Source organism: Pseudomonas sp. GW821-FHT11D10 (assembly GCF_058808435.1).
Map to the genome: position 1 here is coordinate 886,162 of NZ_JBXARR010000001.1, position 17,116 is coordinate 903,277.

The 17,116-nt window shown below is 62.8% G+C and carries 5 protein-coding genes; all 5 read right to left on the reverse strand.

Annotation, left to right across the window (positions count from 1 at the left end; all coding sequences use genetic code 11):
* Positions 1-2 precede the first annotated feature (2 nt).
* From AC1RT4_RS04225 to AC1RT4_RS04245, 5 genes are read right to left on the reverse strand one after another with little or no spacing between them, the layout of a single operon-like run.
* A complete protein-coding gene (locus tag AC1RT4_RS04225) occupies positions 3-2,099 on the reverse strand; it encodes a site-2 protease family protein (RefSeq protein WP_493083730.1) in 2,097 nt (698 codons plus the stop codon).
* A complete protein-coding gene (locus AC1RT4_RS04230) occupies positions 2,099-3,445 on the reverse strand; it encodes an efflux RND transporter periplasmic adaptor subunit (protein ID WP_493083732.1) in 1,347 nt (448 codons plus the stop codon). The genes AC1RT4_RS04225 and AC1RT4_RS04230 overlap by 1 nt, the downstream gene beginning before the upstream one ends.
* Entirely contained in the window at positions 3,442-4,215 is a 774-nt protein-coding gene (locus AC1RT4_RS04235) for an efflux RND transporter periplasmic adaptor subunit (protein ID WP_493083733.1), read from the reverse strand. Before AC1RT4_RS04235 ends, AC1RT4_RS04230 begins: the two co-directional genes overlap by 4 nt.
* Complete coding sequence (locus tag AC1RT4_RS04240; protein WP_493083734.1) at positions 4,196-5,734, reverse strand: TolC family protein; 1,539 nt, start codon at positions 5,732-5,734, stop codon at positions 4,196-4,198. The genes AC1RT4_RS04235 and AC1RT4_RS04240 overlap by 20 nt, the downstream gene beginning before the upstream one ends.
* Positions 5,735-5,776: 42 nt before the next feature.
* On the reverse strand, positions 5,777-17,092 hold the full coding sequence (locus tag AC1RT4_RS04245) for a cadherin-like domain-containing protein (protein WP_493083736.1): 11,316 nt from the start codon (positions 17,090-17,092) through the stop codon (positions 5,777-5,779).
* Positions 17,093-17,116 lie beyond the last annotated feature (24 nt).

Consider the following 17,116-nt stretch of genomic DNA (forward strand, 5'->3'; position numbering starts at 1 on the left):
GCTCAGAAACCACTTTCGCGCATCAATACCGCCAGCACATGGGTCGCACCGTCGCCCAGCAAACTGCGCCGTTCGCCTTCGATTTTCAGATGCCCGCGGGTCTCGCGCAGACTCGGCAACGGCTCATCCAGTTGAATCAACACCTGAAACAACGCACTGCTGGGGATCAGCGAGTGTTCGGCATTGGTCGTCGGCACCGGGCCGCCGAAACGCGATGACAACATGCGGTGCGACAACTGACTGGCGCGGGTGCTGCCGATCTGCACGACACGACCGGCGCGCGGCGTGGTCTGGCCGTCCGGGTAGAAACGCACGCGATCGCCGGTGGCCATGCGGTGCACCTGATCCTGAGCGACATAAGCGTCGACCTGCCAGCTGCGCGGATCAATCAGCATGCCCAGGGATTCCTGGCGACCGACCCATTGCCCGGGTTTCCAGTCCGGATTGACGTCCAGCCACACCCCGGGAAACGGCGTTTGCAGATTCAGCCGGGCGATTTCCGAGCGGGCGGCGCGAGCTTCTTCGAACTGCACGTTGAGGCGCTGGCGGGTCACGGCGTCTTCGGCCAGGCCACCGGGATCGGCGATCAGCCCGGAAAGCCGCGCCTCGTAGCTGCGCGCACTGGCTTCACTGGTCTGCAGGCGCGAAGCGATGTCGGGTTCGTCGAGGGTAATCAGGGTTTCGCCAGCCTTGACCGGCCCGTCCGGGTGAATCGATTGCAGGCGCGCCGGGTAGGGCGCGTACACCCGCAACTGATGCTCGGCACGGGCCACGCCGACCGCATCGATCTGCGTGCGCCAGGGGATCGCCAACCCCACCAGAAGCGCCAGCAACACCGCGTAAAACGCTAATTTGCGTCGGCCCGGAATCGCCGCACGGTTTTTCCACCAGTGACCCAGTTCGCGCATCACCGGCATCGCGATAAACCACGACAGTTCGACCATGAACAGAAAAATCCCCAGGACTTTGAAGAAAAACAGGTAGACCGCCAGCGCGATCCCCAGAAACAGCACCAGCCGATACACCCAGGTGATGATCGCGAAGGTCACCAGCAAACGCCGTTGACCGGTTGGAAACGTTTCCGGCCAGTCTTCCCGCAATCCCAGCAGATTGCGTCGCAACGTCACCCGCGCGAGTGCCGAAGCGCGTTCGTGCAGGTTGGGAAAGTCCAGCAGGTCGGAGAGGATGAAGTAACCGTCGAAACGCATGAACGGGCTGGCATTCAGTGCCAGTGACAGCAACCAACTGGTGGTCGCCAGATACAGCAGCGCATTGCGTAACGCGCCCGGATCGCACAACGCCCAGCCCAGCGTCGACAAGCCGGCCAGCGACAGCTCGGTGACGATCCCCGCTGACGCAATCGCCAGACGTTGCCGTGAGCGACTGAGTTTCCAGCTTTCACCGGTGTCGGTGTAGAGCATCGGCCACATCACCACAAAGGCGATGCCCATGTGCCCGACGCGCAAGCCCAGGCGTGTGGCAACCAAGGCGTGCCCGAGTTCATGCAGGGTTTTGGCGACGATCAGCGCCAAGGCAAAACTGAACAGGCCTTCGGTGGAAAACGATTCGACCACCGCCGAGGTGAACACGTCCCACTGCTGCAACACCAGAATGATCCCGAGCAGGCTCAGGCTCAGCACGAGCATTCCTGTGAGCGGATGAAACAGCCAGGCCAATGCCCGCGCCAGCACTTGCAACGGTTGTTGCGGGCGCAGCAATGGAATGCGGAAAAACAGGTAATGGTGCAGCCACCAGCGCCAGGTCAGCCAACTGCCTTCTTCGCTTTTGCTTTTCAGGCGCTCAAGCGCGGCGGGGCCGGCACGCAGCAACTGGTGCTGTTCGAGAAACTGGCGGAAATCGAGAATCTGTTCGACATCCGGTTTCAGCGGCGTTCTCTCGGCAATCTGCTCGCTGATCGTGCGGGGTGACTGCCCCCAACGCAGCAGGCACTCGAACTCCAGCCAGCCGATGCGGTAGAAACGGTTGATCACCGTGTCCTGAATCACCCACGCCGGTTCGCCATTGCTGCCGTGGGCCGCTTCGCTCAGGCGCAAATCTTCGCGCAGCGGCGGCACCGGCAGGTCGGCTGGATCGAGCATCACCAGCCACTCCAGGCGCGCAGCGTCGCCAAGGGGCGGCGCAGCAGGTAATAACCGAGCATCACCCGCCCGCCGTAAATCTTCGCCGTGCCGTGGAGGCCGAGACGCGCATGTTCCGGGGCACCCTCGATGCTGGCGAGCAAGCGATAAGCCACAACCCCTTCATCGCTGGGCCGTGCCTGATAGCTGGTTTCGAGGATCTGCCCTTTGAGCGGCGTCAGCGGATACGCAGTGAGGAACAGCGTGACTTCGGCGCCCGGTTCAAGCGCAATGGCATCGGCCACCGCCAATTGAATGAGCATGGCCGGTTGTGTCGGGTCAGCCACTTGCAGGATGCGCTCGCCAGTCACCACCGGTTTGCCCAGCCAATCGTTGGGGTCGCTGAACACCGCGACACCGCCGCGCGGCGACAGGACTTGCGTGCGTTTGAGCTGCGCCTGCACCGCCGCCAGTTCTGCCCGCCGTTGCTGCGCCCGACCGGCCAGCAAGGTCAGTTCGCTTTTGCTTTGCGCATTGTCGAAGGCCCGTTGGCTGGCCGCTTGCAATTCCGCATCGGCCACAGCGACTTCCTTGCCGAGCACTTCGGCGCGGCTGCGCAGGGTGGTTTCGTCGAGCGAAAACAGCGGTGTACCGGCATCGACCGGCTGGTTGGGACGCACCTGGATCTTTTCGATCACGCCATCGATCGGCGAGCTGATGATCTGCGCCTGACGCGAGACGATCTCGGTCGGCGCCAGTGCGCTCTGCCGCACCGGCAACAACAGCAAAGCCGCGAGCACGATCGCTGCGAGCAGCAGTTGCTTGCGATTCGGCCGCCAGCGACTGAAACGCTTGCGCCGGGTCAGCGCCGACCAGCAATACGCCCACGTCGCGACCAGACCTTTGAGGTGCTGCCACAACACCGCCGGCGGTTCCTGCTCCAGCAAGAGGATCAGCAGGCCGAGGCGTTGATTGTCGCGATCCTGCACCGGCACGCACCACAGCCCCGACGGCCACCATTCGTTCCAGCCTTCGGCGATGTCGGCGGGCGGAGTGGCGCTGTCCTGAGCGATCCACACCGGCTCGGCATCGGGCACTTGTGCCGCCACCCAGCGACTGGCGCGACGCAGCCAGACCAGATAGGGCGAGTCCTCGCTGGGCCGCGACAGGCCCGAAACGTTGAGCAATTCCAGCGACGATTCACGCTGTGCAAACACCAGCGCCTGATGAAACGGCAGCAACGGGTACAAGTCGTTGGCCATGCTGAACGCCAGGCTGTTCAGCGAATCGGCGGCCATGGCTTTGTCACGCAGTGCATCGAGTTCGAGCAGCAGGTGAGGGTGCGGCAGCGGCTCGTTCATCGTCATGGGCGCGCGTCTTGATCGAACTGCGCTGTGCCGCTCATGCCGGCCATCAGGTCCGGGTATTTGTTGTCGAGCCGGGCTTCCAGTTCAACGGTTTGCGCCACCGCATCGACGCGGGAGTTGATGCCGCTGACATGCGCCGGGTAAGTCTTGCCGGTTTCATGAATGCTGACCTGCAGTGGCAGGCCGGGTTTGAGATTTTTCAGCAGGTTTGACGGCACGTTCAGGCGCACTTTCAACGCACCGTCGCTGACCAGATCGAACAGCGGCGTGCCCGCCGTGACGGTTTGATAGGGCTTGACGTAAACCTTGGCCACCCGCCCGGAGAACGGCGCCAGCACCTGACAATAACTGCTCTGCGCCGCACCCATGGCCCGCGCGCCGTCAGCTTTCTGGACTTCGGTATTGGCCATCGACACTTCGATATCGCCCACCGCGTTGAGCTGACGCAATTGCTGTTTTGCCTGCAGGTTCTGTTTGGCCATGGCCAGCTCCGCCGCTGCGACTTTCGAACGCGCTTCGGCTTCACTGCAGTTGAAACGCGCGAGCAATTCGGACTTGCCGACCTGCTCGCTGAACCCGGCTTTCAATTCACCCAGGGTGCCGGCCATCTGGCTGGAGAGGGTGGTTTCCAGTTCAGCGGCGAGCAACACACGAATCGCACTGGCACTTTCAAGCGCAGGCGCGGACGGGGTTTCTTCGGCGTGGACGGGCAGGATCAGACAGGCCAACAACAGGGCCCCGAAACGGGACTCAAGGGCGATTTTGCGCATTCGGCGTTCCTTGCGAAGTGGCGGCGAGCAGACGTTGCTGTTCCTGTTCATTGAGCGTGCGCTGGATTTCCCAGGCCAGGGTCTTGATGTCGTGTTGCGAAATTTCCTTGGGCAGCACGTCCAGACCCACCGAGTTGTACATCCGGCCCCACGCGGCCTGGGCGCTGGAAAACGCCGCTTCACGTTGATAGCGCGAGAGCAGGTAACGGCCCTCGGAGCGGATCACTTCCAGTTCCGAGCCCAGCGCGCCTGTCTTCGCCGCTTGCGCATAGTCGAGCAGACTGCGATCGACGCGCAGGCTGTCTTCGGCAAACTCCACTTCCTGGCGGGCCAGTTGATAGCGCAAGGTGCCAACGCGCACTTGCGTGAGAATCGCCATCGACAATGCCACGCGACGGGTGTCGTCGGTTTCGCTCTGGGATTTTTCGGCGGCGTTCAGCGACGGCAATTGCAGCAGGCGAATGAGGTTCATCGACACTTGCAGACCGGTGCTCATCCAGTCGTTGTTGTAGAGGTATTTGTTGGAATCGTACTTGTAGCCGAAATCGACGCTGACGTTCGGCCACAGCTGCGCCTTGGCGATCTCCAGATCCTTCTGGTTGACGCGTTTGCGGTACCACTCTTCCATGATTTCCGGGCGGTTCTCCAGCGACAGCTGTTCGAGCCGCGCCATGCTCTGGCGCACCTCCGGCAGCGGCGGATCGGGCATGTCGGCGAGGATCATTTTCGAGCCCGGCGGCAAGGACATCAGCGCCGACAGTTCGGCCTGAGCGAACTCCAGATCCTGACGGCGCACGGTGAGCAGGTAGATCGAGTCGAGCAGGGCGCGTTGATAGGCGAGGATTTCCTGACGCGGCAGCAAGCCTCGGGTTTCCGCCTCGCGGGCTGAGGTCAGGGCGGTGTGAGTACGCATCAACAGCTTGTCGACTTCCGGCATCAAACGCTGGGCCCCGAGCGCGCGCCAATAGGCGTTGCGCACGTCCTGCAGGACGTTTTGCGCGACTTTGCGCCGACGTTCTTCGGCCATCAGGATCTGATCGGATTTTTGCTGGGTGCGGTAATAGGCGACGCCAAAATCCAGCAGGCTCCAGCTCAGACCCAGGCCATACACTTCGCGATAACGCTCTTCAGAGGTCGATGGACGCAAGCTGACCTGGCGATCTTCGATGCCGATCGAGGTGCCACCGGAATCGTTGTCACGTCCGGCATAACCGGCCGAGGCCACCAGACGCGGAAGCATTTCGTGGCTGGAGACATCGCGCAGGTCCGAGGCCAATGCGCTTTCCATCAGTTTGAGGCGATAGTCGAGGTTGTATTTCAGCGCCCGTGCAGCCGCTTCGTAAAAGGTGATGGGGGCCGTGACCGGCTCCTGGCCGGAATACATGCGTGACTGGTCAGCGATGATGCGCTGGCGGTTTTCTTCATCGGTGGAAGGTTTCGGGTCCGTGGACGAACAAGCACTGAGCAACAGTGCAGAAGCGATGGCGGTACTGAGAAGCCGGGTCGCATGTATACGCATGTTCATTCCTTTGCATTCTTGGCATTTTTCAGTTCGACGGCGTTATCGCGGCGAGCGCCGTTGCGCGGCATCGCGCAATTGCGCGCTGAAGCCCTTGGCTCGCGGTTTTTCAGCGTGTTTTTCAACGTGTGCAGGGTTGTGCGTCAGGTCTGCCGGGTTGAGGGTGAACAACGAGGGATCGCTCAGCAGCCCGTCGGCGCTCAACCCGGTCCGCCCCTGACGCCCCTGAATCCACAACTGATCCAGCTCACTTTCCAGACGGCTGGTCCGCACGGCTTGTGACACGAACTGGCCCGGCACCAGGCCCAGGCCATTGCCCACCGATTCACTGCTGAACTCACCGACCGACGCCAGGCGCAGGTTGCTGCCATCGACGCTCCACGCCGACAGCTCGGAGACTTGCGCCGCACGCTCGACCACTGGCGTGACGAAGATCGCCGGTTGCGGGTCGGGGATGAGGAAGTTGCGATTCAGGGTGTTCGGGTCCCGTTCGAGGTTGTCGCCGTCCGGCGCCGGGATGAACGGCGTGGCGATGTCGAGGGTGATCGCCAGTTCTGCCTGATCGCTGGCGCCGTTGCGGTCGTTGATGGTGTAGGTGAACACATCGCGCAGAATCTGCCCGAGACCGGCGGCGGCCAGAACGGCGGGGTTGTTCTGGTCGATGGTGTAGGTGTAGCTGCCATCGGCGTTCAACACCAGGGTGCCGTAAAGGCCAATGACCGGCTGGCCGATTACCCCAGCGGTCCCGGAATCCGCCTCGGCGCCCGTGCGGATACCGACCACTGTCAGACCGTCGTTGTTGTCGACGTCGCCATCGTTGGGCAACACGTTGCCGGTGGTTTGCGGGGCAGGGGCCTGATCGCTGGCGAAGCCGCTGTCGTTCTGCGCCACCGGTGCATCGTTGGCACCCTGGATCACCACGGTCAGGCGAGCATCCGAGGTCGCCCCGGCGGTGTCGACCATGCGATAGGTGAAGGTTTCGCTGAGCGTTTCACCGGCGGTGCGCAAGGCCTGCACCACCGGATTGTTGTTGTCGATGACGTAGGTGTAGCTGCCGTCGGCGTTCAGGGTCAGTTGCCCGTAGAGCCCGATCAACACTTGCCCGGCGCCAGCGGACTGGCCGGCCTGGTTGCTCACGCTCTGCACGTGTTTGCTTTCACCGTTGGCCACGCTGTCGACGTCGGTGTCGTTGTCGAGCACGTTGCCATTGGCATTGTTGCCCGGGGTGCCGTTGTTGACGCCGCCAGCCTCGACCGCTGTGGCGCGGTCATCAACGGCGACCGGCGTGTCATTGCGGCCATCGACGGTGATACGCAACTCGGCGGTGCTGGTGTCGCCCCAACGGTCGACAATGGTGTAGGTGAACACTTCGTTGAGGGTCTGACCGCTCTGGCGCAGGGCCTGAACGGCGGCCAGATTGTTGTCGACCGTGTAGGTGTAGCTGCCGTCGGCATTGATCAGCAGATCCCCGTAAAGTCCGCGCAGCGATGTGCCGACGCGGCCCACGGTGCCGATATCGCTGACCGTGCCGGTGTGGATGCCGATCACCGACAACGGATCACTTTCGGCATCGGTGTCGTTGCTCAAGACATTGCCGCCGGGATTGATCCCCGGTTGAGTGTTGTTGCTGCCCCCGGCCTCGACGGCCGTTGCGGTGTCGGTGTTGGCCACCGGCGCCGAATTGCGCCCGCGAATGATGATGTGGATTTCCGCCAGATCGGTCTGCCCGCCACGGTCGCTGACCTGATAGGTGAAACGTTCGTTGAGAAACTGCAGCGGCCCCAACGCCAGAACCGCCGGATTGCTCGAGTCGAGGTTGTAGGTGTAGCTGCCGTCCGCACCGATGATCAATTGCCCGTAGAGCCCGTTGATCAGCGTGCCGTTGCTGTTGTCGGTGCCTGCCGGGACAGCGGACAAACTGCCGCCGGCCAGTTCGGTGCCGAAACGAATGCCGGTGACGGTCTTGCTGTCGCCCTGATCGACATCGGTGTCATTGGGCAACACGTTGCTGCTCGGATTGACGCCATTGCCGTTGCCGTTGTCCGCCACGGCCACCGAGGTGTCGTTGACCGCGACCGGCGCATCCCAGGCGCCATCGATGCGAATGCTCAATTGCGCGGTGTCGGTGGCACCGGCGATGTCGCGCATACGATAGGTGAAGGTTTCCACCAGCGAATCACCGACTTTCAACGCCTGCACCACGGCCAGATTGTTGTTGATCACGTAGCTGTAAGTGCCGTTGGCATTGATCGTCAAGGTGCCGTACAAACCGTTGAAGGTTTGCGCGGTGCCGACGTTGGTGAAGGTGCCGCCTGCCGCTTCGCTGCCACCGCGAATCCCGGTGACCAGTTTTGCATCGTTGGCATCGACGTCGTTGTCGTTGCTCAACACGTTGCCGCTCGGGTTGACCCCCGGCGTGCCGTTGAACGTCCCGCCGGCCTCGACCGCTACGGCGCTGTCATCACTGGCGATCGGGTTGTCGTTGGCCCCGCGAACGATAATGGTCAGCGTCGCTGTGCTGGTAGCGCCCGCCAAGTCACGGATCTGATAGGTGAAGGTTTCCGTCAGGGTGTCGGCATTGCTGCGCAAGGCCTGGACCTGCGGGTTGAAGTTGTCGACCACATAGCTGTAACTGCCGTCTGCATTCAACGTCAGGACGCCGTAGTTGCCTTTGAACCCGGCACCGATCAGCCCGACCGAAGAGCCTTGATTGACGCCGGTCACGCTGAGCACTTCGCCGTTGCGGTCGACATCCGTGTCATTGGCCAGCACGTTGCCGCCGGGATTGAGGCCCGGCGTGGCGTTGTTCGCGCCACCCGCTTCGACGGCGGTATTGCTGTCGTCCTGCGCGACGGGCGTGTCGTTGCGTCCTTGAATGCTGATATTCAACGTGGCACGGTCGGTGGCACCTGCAGCGTCCCGGACCTCATAACTGAACGAATCGAGCAGGCTGTTACCGGCGCGCAAGGCTTGAACCGCCGCCATGCTGTTGTCCAGACGATAGCTGTAGCTGCCGTCGGCATTCAGCGTCAGCCAGCCATAGGTCCCGCGCAGTTCCGTACCGAGTGTGCCGGCCGTTCCGGTTCCGGCTTCAGTCCCGGTGCGTACCGAGGACACGGCGCGGGTTTCGCCATAGTCGTGGTTGGGCAGATCGCCGGGGACTTCGCCGCCGTCGACGTCGGTGTCGTTGTCGAGCACATTGCCGGTGGGATCCTGCCCCGGCTGGCTGTTGTTCAATCCACCGGCCTCGATGGCTACGCCGGCGTCATCGTTGGCGACCGGATTGTCGTTCTGCCCGCGAATCAGCACGATGATTTCGGCGGTATCGGTTTCCGGCGTCGCACCCACGCCATCGCTGACGGTGTAGGTGAAGCGCTCCAACAGCAGATCAACGTTGCGGCGCAGGGCTTGCACGTCCGGATTGCTGTTATCGACTTCGTAGACGTAGCTGCCGTCGGGGAAAATCGTCAGTGTTCCGTACAGCCCGGCAATCACTGTGCCGCCGACGTTCACCGCGACCGGTGTGCCCGGATCAGCGGTGGCGCCGGATTTGATCAGTGTGACCGTCAGCGGGTCGCCGTCGGGGTCGGTGTCATTGGCGGTGACGTCACCGGCAGGGTTGACCCCCGGAGTGGCGTTGCCAAGGCCGCCAGCCTCGGTGGCCACAGCGATCACGTTTTGCGCCACGGGTGGGTCGTTGACGCCGCGCACGGTGATGACAAGTTGTGCGGTGTCGGTAAGGCCGGTGGTGTCGGTCACCCGATAGGTGAAGAACTCGGTCAGGGTCTGCCCGGTGGCCAAGGCCTGAACCGCTGCGTTGGTGCTGTCCACGTCATAGAAAAACGAGCCATCGGCACCGATGCGCAAGGTGCCGTAGAGGCCCACCACGACCGTGCCGTTGGCCGACGTGGTGCCCGTCGCGACGCCACTCAGGACATCGACGCCCGGGTTGTAGCTGGCCTCGCTTTTGTTGATCACGCCGTTGACCTGCAACTGGCTGCTCGGTTGATCATTGGCATCGACGTCCTGATCGACACCGTTGCCACCCGGCTGAGTGATCGGCCCCGGACGACTGGGGAACTGAATGACGTTACCGCTCGGGTTGCTTTCCGACGCCGTGCCATTGGTTGACGCGGCTTGCGCCGAAGCCGCGTCGTCGCTGGCCACCGGGTTGTCGTTGGCGCCCTGAATGACGATGCGCAGCTGCGCGACATCATCCAGCCCGCCGGTGTCGGTGAGCCGATAGCTGAAAAACTCGACCAATTGCTGACCAGCGCTCAAGCGCTGCACCGTGGCGTTGCTGTTGTTGACCACGTAGCTGTACGTGCCGTCGGGGTTGATGGTCAACGTGCCGTAAAGTCCGGAAACTGCCGTCGCGCCGCTGACCGCAGTGAAATTGCCGGTGCCGGTTTCAGCCACCGGGCGAATGCCGGTCACGGTGCGGGTTTCACCATTGGCGGCACTGTCGACGTCCTGGTCGTTGGTCAACACATTGCCGGTGGCATTGCTGCCGGGCGTGCCGTTGTTGACACCGCCGGCCTCGATGGCCACGCCATCGTCGTCGATGCCTTGGGGCGTGTCGTTGGCGCCGCGAATGGTCACGGTCAGCGTGGCGCTCGACGTGGCACCGGCAAGGTCGGTCAGGACGTAATTGAAGCTGTCCTGCAAGGTCTGGCCGGAGAGACGCAAGGCCTGCACGGTGGCGTTGTTGTTATCGACGACATATTGATAGGAGCCGTTGCTGCCGATGATCAACTGGCCGTACAGACCATTGATCACCGTGACGCCCAGCACGGGCGTTTGAATGCCGGCGCCGGGCCCGACCGAAACCACATGCAGTTGATCGCCATTGGTGGCGATGTCGACGTCGGTGTCGTTGCTCAGCACATTGCCGCGCGGGTCGACCCCGGCGGACGCGTTGTTGAGGCCACCGGCTTCCACCGCCGTCGCCGTATCGTTGACGCCGAGCGGGTTGTCGTTGACCGCTGCGAGGACGATTTGCAGGGTGTCGGTGTCGGTCAGTGCATCGGTCGCTGTACCGGGAATGCCGTCGCCATCGGCATCGCCGTAGTTGCCACGGTCGTTGCTGACGACGGTCAGGGTGTCGGTGCCATTGAAGTTGGCATTGCCCAGATATCGCAGGCCGGCCAGTGCGGTGTTGATGTCGGTGAGGTTGCCGGTCAGGGTCAGGCTCGCCGTGTTCGCCCCGCTGACGGTGACGCCGGGCACCGCGGCGCCGAGGAACAGCGTGCCGTGGGTGACCGTCAGAATCACGCTGATCGTGCGGTCGTTGACGTTCGGATCGCGGTTGGCATCGACATCGGCAACGCTGATGCCGCCGATGCTCAGCACGATGTCTTCCTGGCCGTTTTGCGTGCCGGGGAGGGTGTTCACCGGCGCGTCGTTCTGTTCGACATAACCGGCGTTGGCGCTTTGCGTGTCTGCGTCACCCAGGGTGATGGTGACCTGGCCCAGCGTGCCGGCATCGCTGTCGACCCTCACACGCAGATCGCCCAGGGGTTGCGGATAGCTGACCAGCCCGGCGGGCACGTCGATGCGGAACACGCCCAGCGGCAGCACGCCGAAACGGTACTGGCCGTTGGCGTCGGTGAGCTTGGTGAATTGCAGGTTGTCGGCAGTGGTTGCCAGCAAGCCGTCGGCACCGGCCCAGGTCAGGGTCACGGTTTGTCCGCTCAGACCCGCGCCGTCCGGTGTGGCGCTGGCGGTGGGGCTGGCGGTGTCGTTCCACAACGTGCCGCTGATCACGCCGAGCCCGGCGTTGTCGCGCAAAATGTACTGGTTCGGCCCGACGGCGCTGCCATCGCGCTCCCCGGTAATGGTGCCATCGACCCCGACGCTGTTGCCGCCCCAACTGGTGAAGTCTTCCGGCAGGCTGCTCCAGGTCAGCGTCGCGTTGCTGCTGGCAACGATGGTTGAGTTGGGCAGGTCCACCGAGTAGCGCACCTGAATCTGCGCGCCGACGTCCAGTTGATCGAAGTTGACACTCAAGCCGCCACTGGTGCTGAAGCTGATCCCGGCCGGCAGATTTCCCGGGCCATAGCTCACGCCGTTGATGCTGACGCTGAGCAAGGTGTAATTGCTGCCGCCGGCAAAGTTATCGCTGAGGCGTGCATCAAATGCCGGCAAGCCGCCGTTCTGGGTAAAACTCAGTTGCACCGTGGCATTGCCGACGGTGCCGCCCGGGTTCGGGTTGAAAGCGACGATCTGTTTATCAAGACCGCTGAAACTGGGTTCAACCACGCGTTCGAACACCGTGTCACTGACTGCGCGTCCGGCACCGTTGACGATTTCCTGCGCGGTCACGGCCAGTTGCGCACCGGCGACGTTGGCGGCGATGTTGGTGACGCGCACGTTGAATTCGATGGAAATGCCTTCCAGGTCGTCATCGTTGCCATTGCCGTTGACCACGTTGCCGAGGTTGAACGTCACCACCTGACTGCCGTCGGGGTTGGTGACGATGGTCAAACGGCTTGGATCGAACACGCCTTGTGGCGCCAGACCCGAAAGATTCGGGGTGATCGGCAGGGCCTCCGGGCTGTTCTCGTTGCCGTCGATGTTCAGCGTGCCGCCGACAATCAGGTTGGCGTCGCTGGTCAGCCCACCGTTGGAAATAAAGGCGATGCGCAAGGCATTGACCAGCGCATCCGGCGAGATGAACTGCAGACCATTGGCCAGGGTTATCTGCACTTGATAGTTGGGGTTGTTGCCCTCGGGCACCAGCACCACCACGCGGTAGCGAATCACTTCACCGACGGTCACTTGTTCGACGACAGCGGTGGTCGGGTTCGGTGCTGCGGTGTCCGGCAAACCGCCGACGCGGGAAATCTCGATGGCCTGGGCTACCGGAATCAACAGGGTCGACAGGTTGCGGTAATCATTGAGGGTGCCACCGTTGAGCGTGCCATCGACGCCGCTTCGCTCACCGGCGTTCGTACCGTCGAGACTGGTCCACTGCACGCTGGCGACGTTGGTGATATTCGACAGGGCTGCCGCACTGGCGTTGACCACGCCGCGCAGTTGCAAAACGATGGAGCCGCCCTTGGCGATGTCGATATTGGCGCCACTGGCGGTGCGCAACTGGCCACCGACGATTTCAAACCCCACGCCGCCGTTGTTGGTCGCGCCGTTCTGATAGAGCACGCCGACCAGCGTGACGTTGCTCAATTGGGTCGGCAGAGTGTCGAGGAAGCTGATGTCGAATGCACTGAAATCGGTGCTGCCATTGCCATTGGTGATGGTGATGTTGAAGGTCACCGTGTCGCCCTGATCATAACCGCCGAGGCCGGAGGACGAAGTGATCACCTGATTGACCTGCAAGGTCGGCTCGCGCACGGTCACGGTCGGTTGCCCGCCAGTGAGTGCGACGGTGCGGTCCACGGCCACCGCACCGTTCGGGGTGTCGCTGTCCGGGTCGCTGAAAATCAGCTGCGCGTTGTTTTGCAGCGAGACGTTGGCCTGGTTGGCGATGACGTTGTTGGCCACCAGTTGCAGGCGAATGACAAAGGTGTTGTTGCCGGTCTGGTTGTCCGCCGAGACGCTGGAAACGCTGAACGTCCAGCGCCCGTCGACGCCATCGCCACCCAGGGCGCCACCGATTCCGGCGAAACCGCCGACCAGCACACTGCCGGCGAAGTCTGCGCCCAGTGCGCCGCTGCCGGCGCGGGTGGTGATGATCTGGTAGCCGAGGCCACCGTTGAAACTGGTGTCCAGGCGCATGCCCGGTGGGATCAGGTCTTCGATGCGCAGGTTCTGCGTAGTGCCTTCGGGCAACGTGACGACGATGTCGTAGCGCATGCTTTCGCCAATCACCAGATTGCTGCCAGTGGTGTGGGCGGCGCTGGAGTCGCCATTGTCCAGCGTGCCGTCGGCGAACACTTTGCCGATCACCGGCGCGGCAACTTGCTGACTGGCCAGGTCGGTGAGGTCGGTGGGGGTGAAGTCGGTGCCACCGTTGACGCTGGCGTAATTGCTCAGGGTCGCCGTGGATTGCAGGGTGCGACTGGTTTCGATGGTGGCGCTGACCACCACGTCATAGCTGATCACCACGACATTGGCACCACTGCTGTCGGCGGCTGTGCCACTGCGCCCGGCGAGCAGCGAGGCCTGACCGCCGGCATCGAGGAAAGTGATCTGGTTGCCGCTGACGCTGTAATCGGTACCCAACACCAGCCGGGTGCCGTCGCCGCGATAAATCTGCAGATTGGCCGCCGCCAGACTGCCGCCGACAAAACTCAGGCCGGCGGGGAGGGTGATGCTGGTGCTGACGTCGAAAGCGCCGCCACCGCCGCTGTTTTCAATCGCGGTGACCAGACGCAAGCGGTCGGCACCGTCGATGTTGTTGATGTTGCCGTCGACAGCGGAAAGGTCGGTGACACGGCCATTGAACGGCACGCCGGTGCTGCCGGGCGGGTTCCAGCTGCCGGTGGTCCCGGTCACCGTGCCGTTGGAGCCGGAAACCACGCCGTGTTTGATGTTGAGCACCGGTTCCGCGACGGAAACAATCGCCACCACGTCGGAAGAAATCAGCGTGCGGTCGGTGAGGGTGGTTTGCTGGCTCGATTGCGCGAGCACGTCCAGCGAACGCTGGTCGGCAAACGGCTGATCGCCGACGCGCACGGTGAAGCGAATGACGATACGGCTGCCGGTGGTGGCGTTGGTCGCAAAGCTGCCGAAATCGAAGACCACCGAGTTGCCATCGGCACTGGTGACGCTGACCACGCCACCGGCATTGGTGTTGCCTGCGCCGAGTTGCCATTGGCCGACATCACTGCCCGTGCCCCAGGTAATCCCGCTGACATTGAACAGCGGCAACGGCAGGTACGCGGTGAGTTTAAATTGCTCGTAATCACCGGTCACCAGGTCGTAGCTCAGCTCGAAGGTCACTTCATCGCCGGGGCGTAACTCGCCATTGCCAGGCGGTGTGCCGTTATTGACCTCGACCAGGTTGATATCGACGGTGCTGGTGGGAATGACGCTGGTGGTCGTCGAACCATCGGTTTCGCTTTCGCCGGTGAGGTTGAACTGATCCTGCAACAACGTGCCATCCACCGTTGCCGTGTTGCCGACTTCGTCGCCTTCGTTGATGTCCGGGTGCGGGTTGCCCGAAGGCGGTTTGTAGGTCTGGCCGACGATCGCCGAATAGCTCAACACCGCGACCACCGCCCCTTGCAGGGTGTCGTCGAAGGCCAGGTCACCGTTGAGCCAGCCGCGAATATTGAAGAACGCATTGCGCAGCGATTGAGCGATATCGAACACCATCGAGGTGCTGCCGTCGGCATTGTTGACCACGCTGGTGACCAGGGTAATGGTCTGCACCACACCGTTGAGGGTGACGGTGAGCGTCGGTGTGCCGCTGAGGGTCTGACCGTCGCTGAGTTGATCACGAATGACCAGTTGGCCTTCGTTGAAGAAATCTTTGCCGAAGGCGAAGTAGTCGGAAATCGCCAGATTGAGGGTGTATTGCAACGTGTCGCCAGGGCTGATGCCGGTGTGGCCGACGTCGTTCTGCATCGTCGCGGTCTTGAGCAGGGTGATCGATTTGGCGATGAACTGTGTGGCCTGGCCGGTGCCAGTGAAGTCGATGGAGGTATTGGGTGCGGTGAGGTCACGCGGATCCAGTGGCACCCATTGGCCCGATGCGGTTGGCGCGCCCAGGCTTACGGTCACCGAATCGCCGGTCACCGGGTTGATCACTGGCTGGCCATCGGCATCCACTTCTGGCACATAGAACGCAACCACGGTATCGGTCTTGGCGGTGAGGCTGGCGTACTCGACGGTGAACGAATTGATGTAAACGTCGTTGGCGGCAATCAGCACGGCGATCTGCGTGGCATTGGTCACCACCGTGCCGTCGTGCAGCGTGATTGAAGTCACCCGTCCGCCCGGCCCGGGGGTGATGGAATTGACCTGAATATTGTCCGGCAACGGTTGGGTGATGACGACATTGGTCAGCGTCTGGCCCGGTGCGGGCGTGGCCGACAGGGTCAGCGTGCGCACATAGTTGGGGCCGGTGGCGGTTTCGCCTTCCGGGGTGTTGATCGTTTCGCTGACGGTAATCACCGTCGGGTGCACGACGAAAGCCGCGGTGCCGGCCTGAATCAGGCTCGGGTCGTTGGTCGGGTTGTCCAGCGCATCGTTGCCGAATTCGAAGCCGCCGCTGGCGCGAATGGTCAGGTCGGGAGTGCCATTGGAAAACGCGGTGTCGGCCAGATTGCTCAGGCTCGCGGTGACCTGCACGCCGATCACCGGCTGCTGATTGGTCACGCTGGCGAAGGGCAGCTCGATGACCACCAGTTTGTCACCGGCGCGCATGCCGTACGTCGCCGCGTTGATGATCAGAAAGTTGCCGTTGGCGTCCTTGGCCAGCGGGTGCGTGGCGTTGCCGTTGGCATCGAACGTCACCACATGGGAGATCAGGTTTTGCCCAAGATAGGTGGCCGAAATGAAATTCACGCCGTCGTCGCCATCCTTGCCGGTGGCGGGCATCGCCAGGTTGATGAACGGCGCGAAACCCACCTGGGTCGAGGTATTGCTGAAGTTCACGGTGAAGGTGAAACGATCGCCCAGCAGCACATCGCTGCCGCCGGTGGACACCGTGGCGGTCGGCGCCGCATCGGCCAGCAACCCGTCAAAATCCGCCATGGCAAGGCTGCTGATGGCGATGCTTTTGTCGATGTCGCCAACCTTGGTTTCCAGGGTCCAGTCGCCGCCGGCCTTGCTGCTGCCGGTGTCGTTGCTGGACGCGCCGACATCGGCGCCGGTCCAGCGTGCCAGTTCGCTGACCAGGGTTTTCCCGGCAGCCCCCGCGCCGACGTCGCAGCCGTACAGTTGAATGTCCGCGCCTTGGGTCAGGTTGCTGCGCCATTGTTCGAGGGTTTTGCCCAGTGAGTCGATGTTGTCCGAACTGACGGTGCGGTTGCCCAGAGTGAATTGCCCGGACGCGCCATGGGACATGATCTGGATCGAGTCGACTTTGCCCAGTTGCGCCAACGCGGCGGAGATCGCCGCCAAACCGTCCTCACCGGCATTCACCACTATTGCGGTGACATTGCCGGGCAATTGCGCGAGTAACTGGTCGCGGTTCTCGATGCGGCTGTCGATCACCAGCAGGCTGCGGGCCGCTGACGGTGCCTGTTCGGTGGCGGCACGACCTTCGGTCGGTGTGGCGTGGGGGACTTGTGCATCCACCGCAGCGGGCGGGGCGGCCGGATCGGTGTGATGCTGCTCAACAGTTGCCGACGCAGCGGCACCGTCGAACAGGATTCTCGGCTCCAGCGCCAATGCCTGACGTTGCGGACGCAAATGTGCACCGCCAAATCCACTCCGTGAACCTTGCATGACCGGCCCTCATACTGCTTGCTG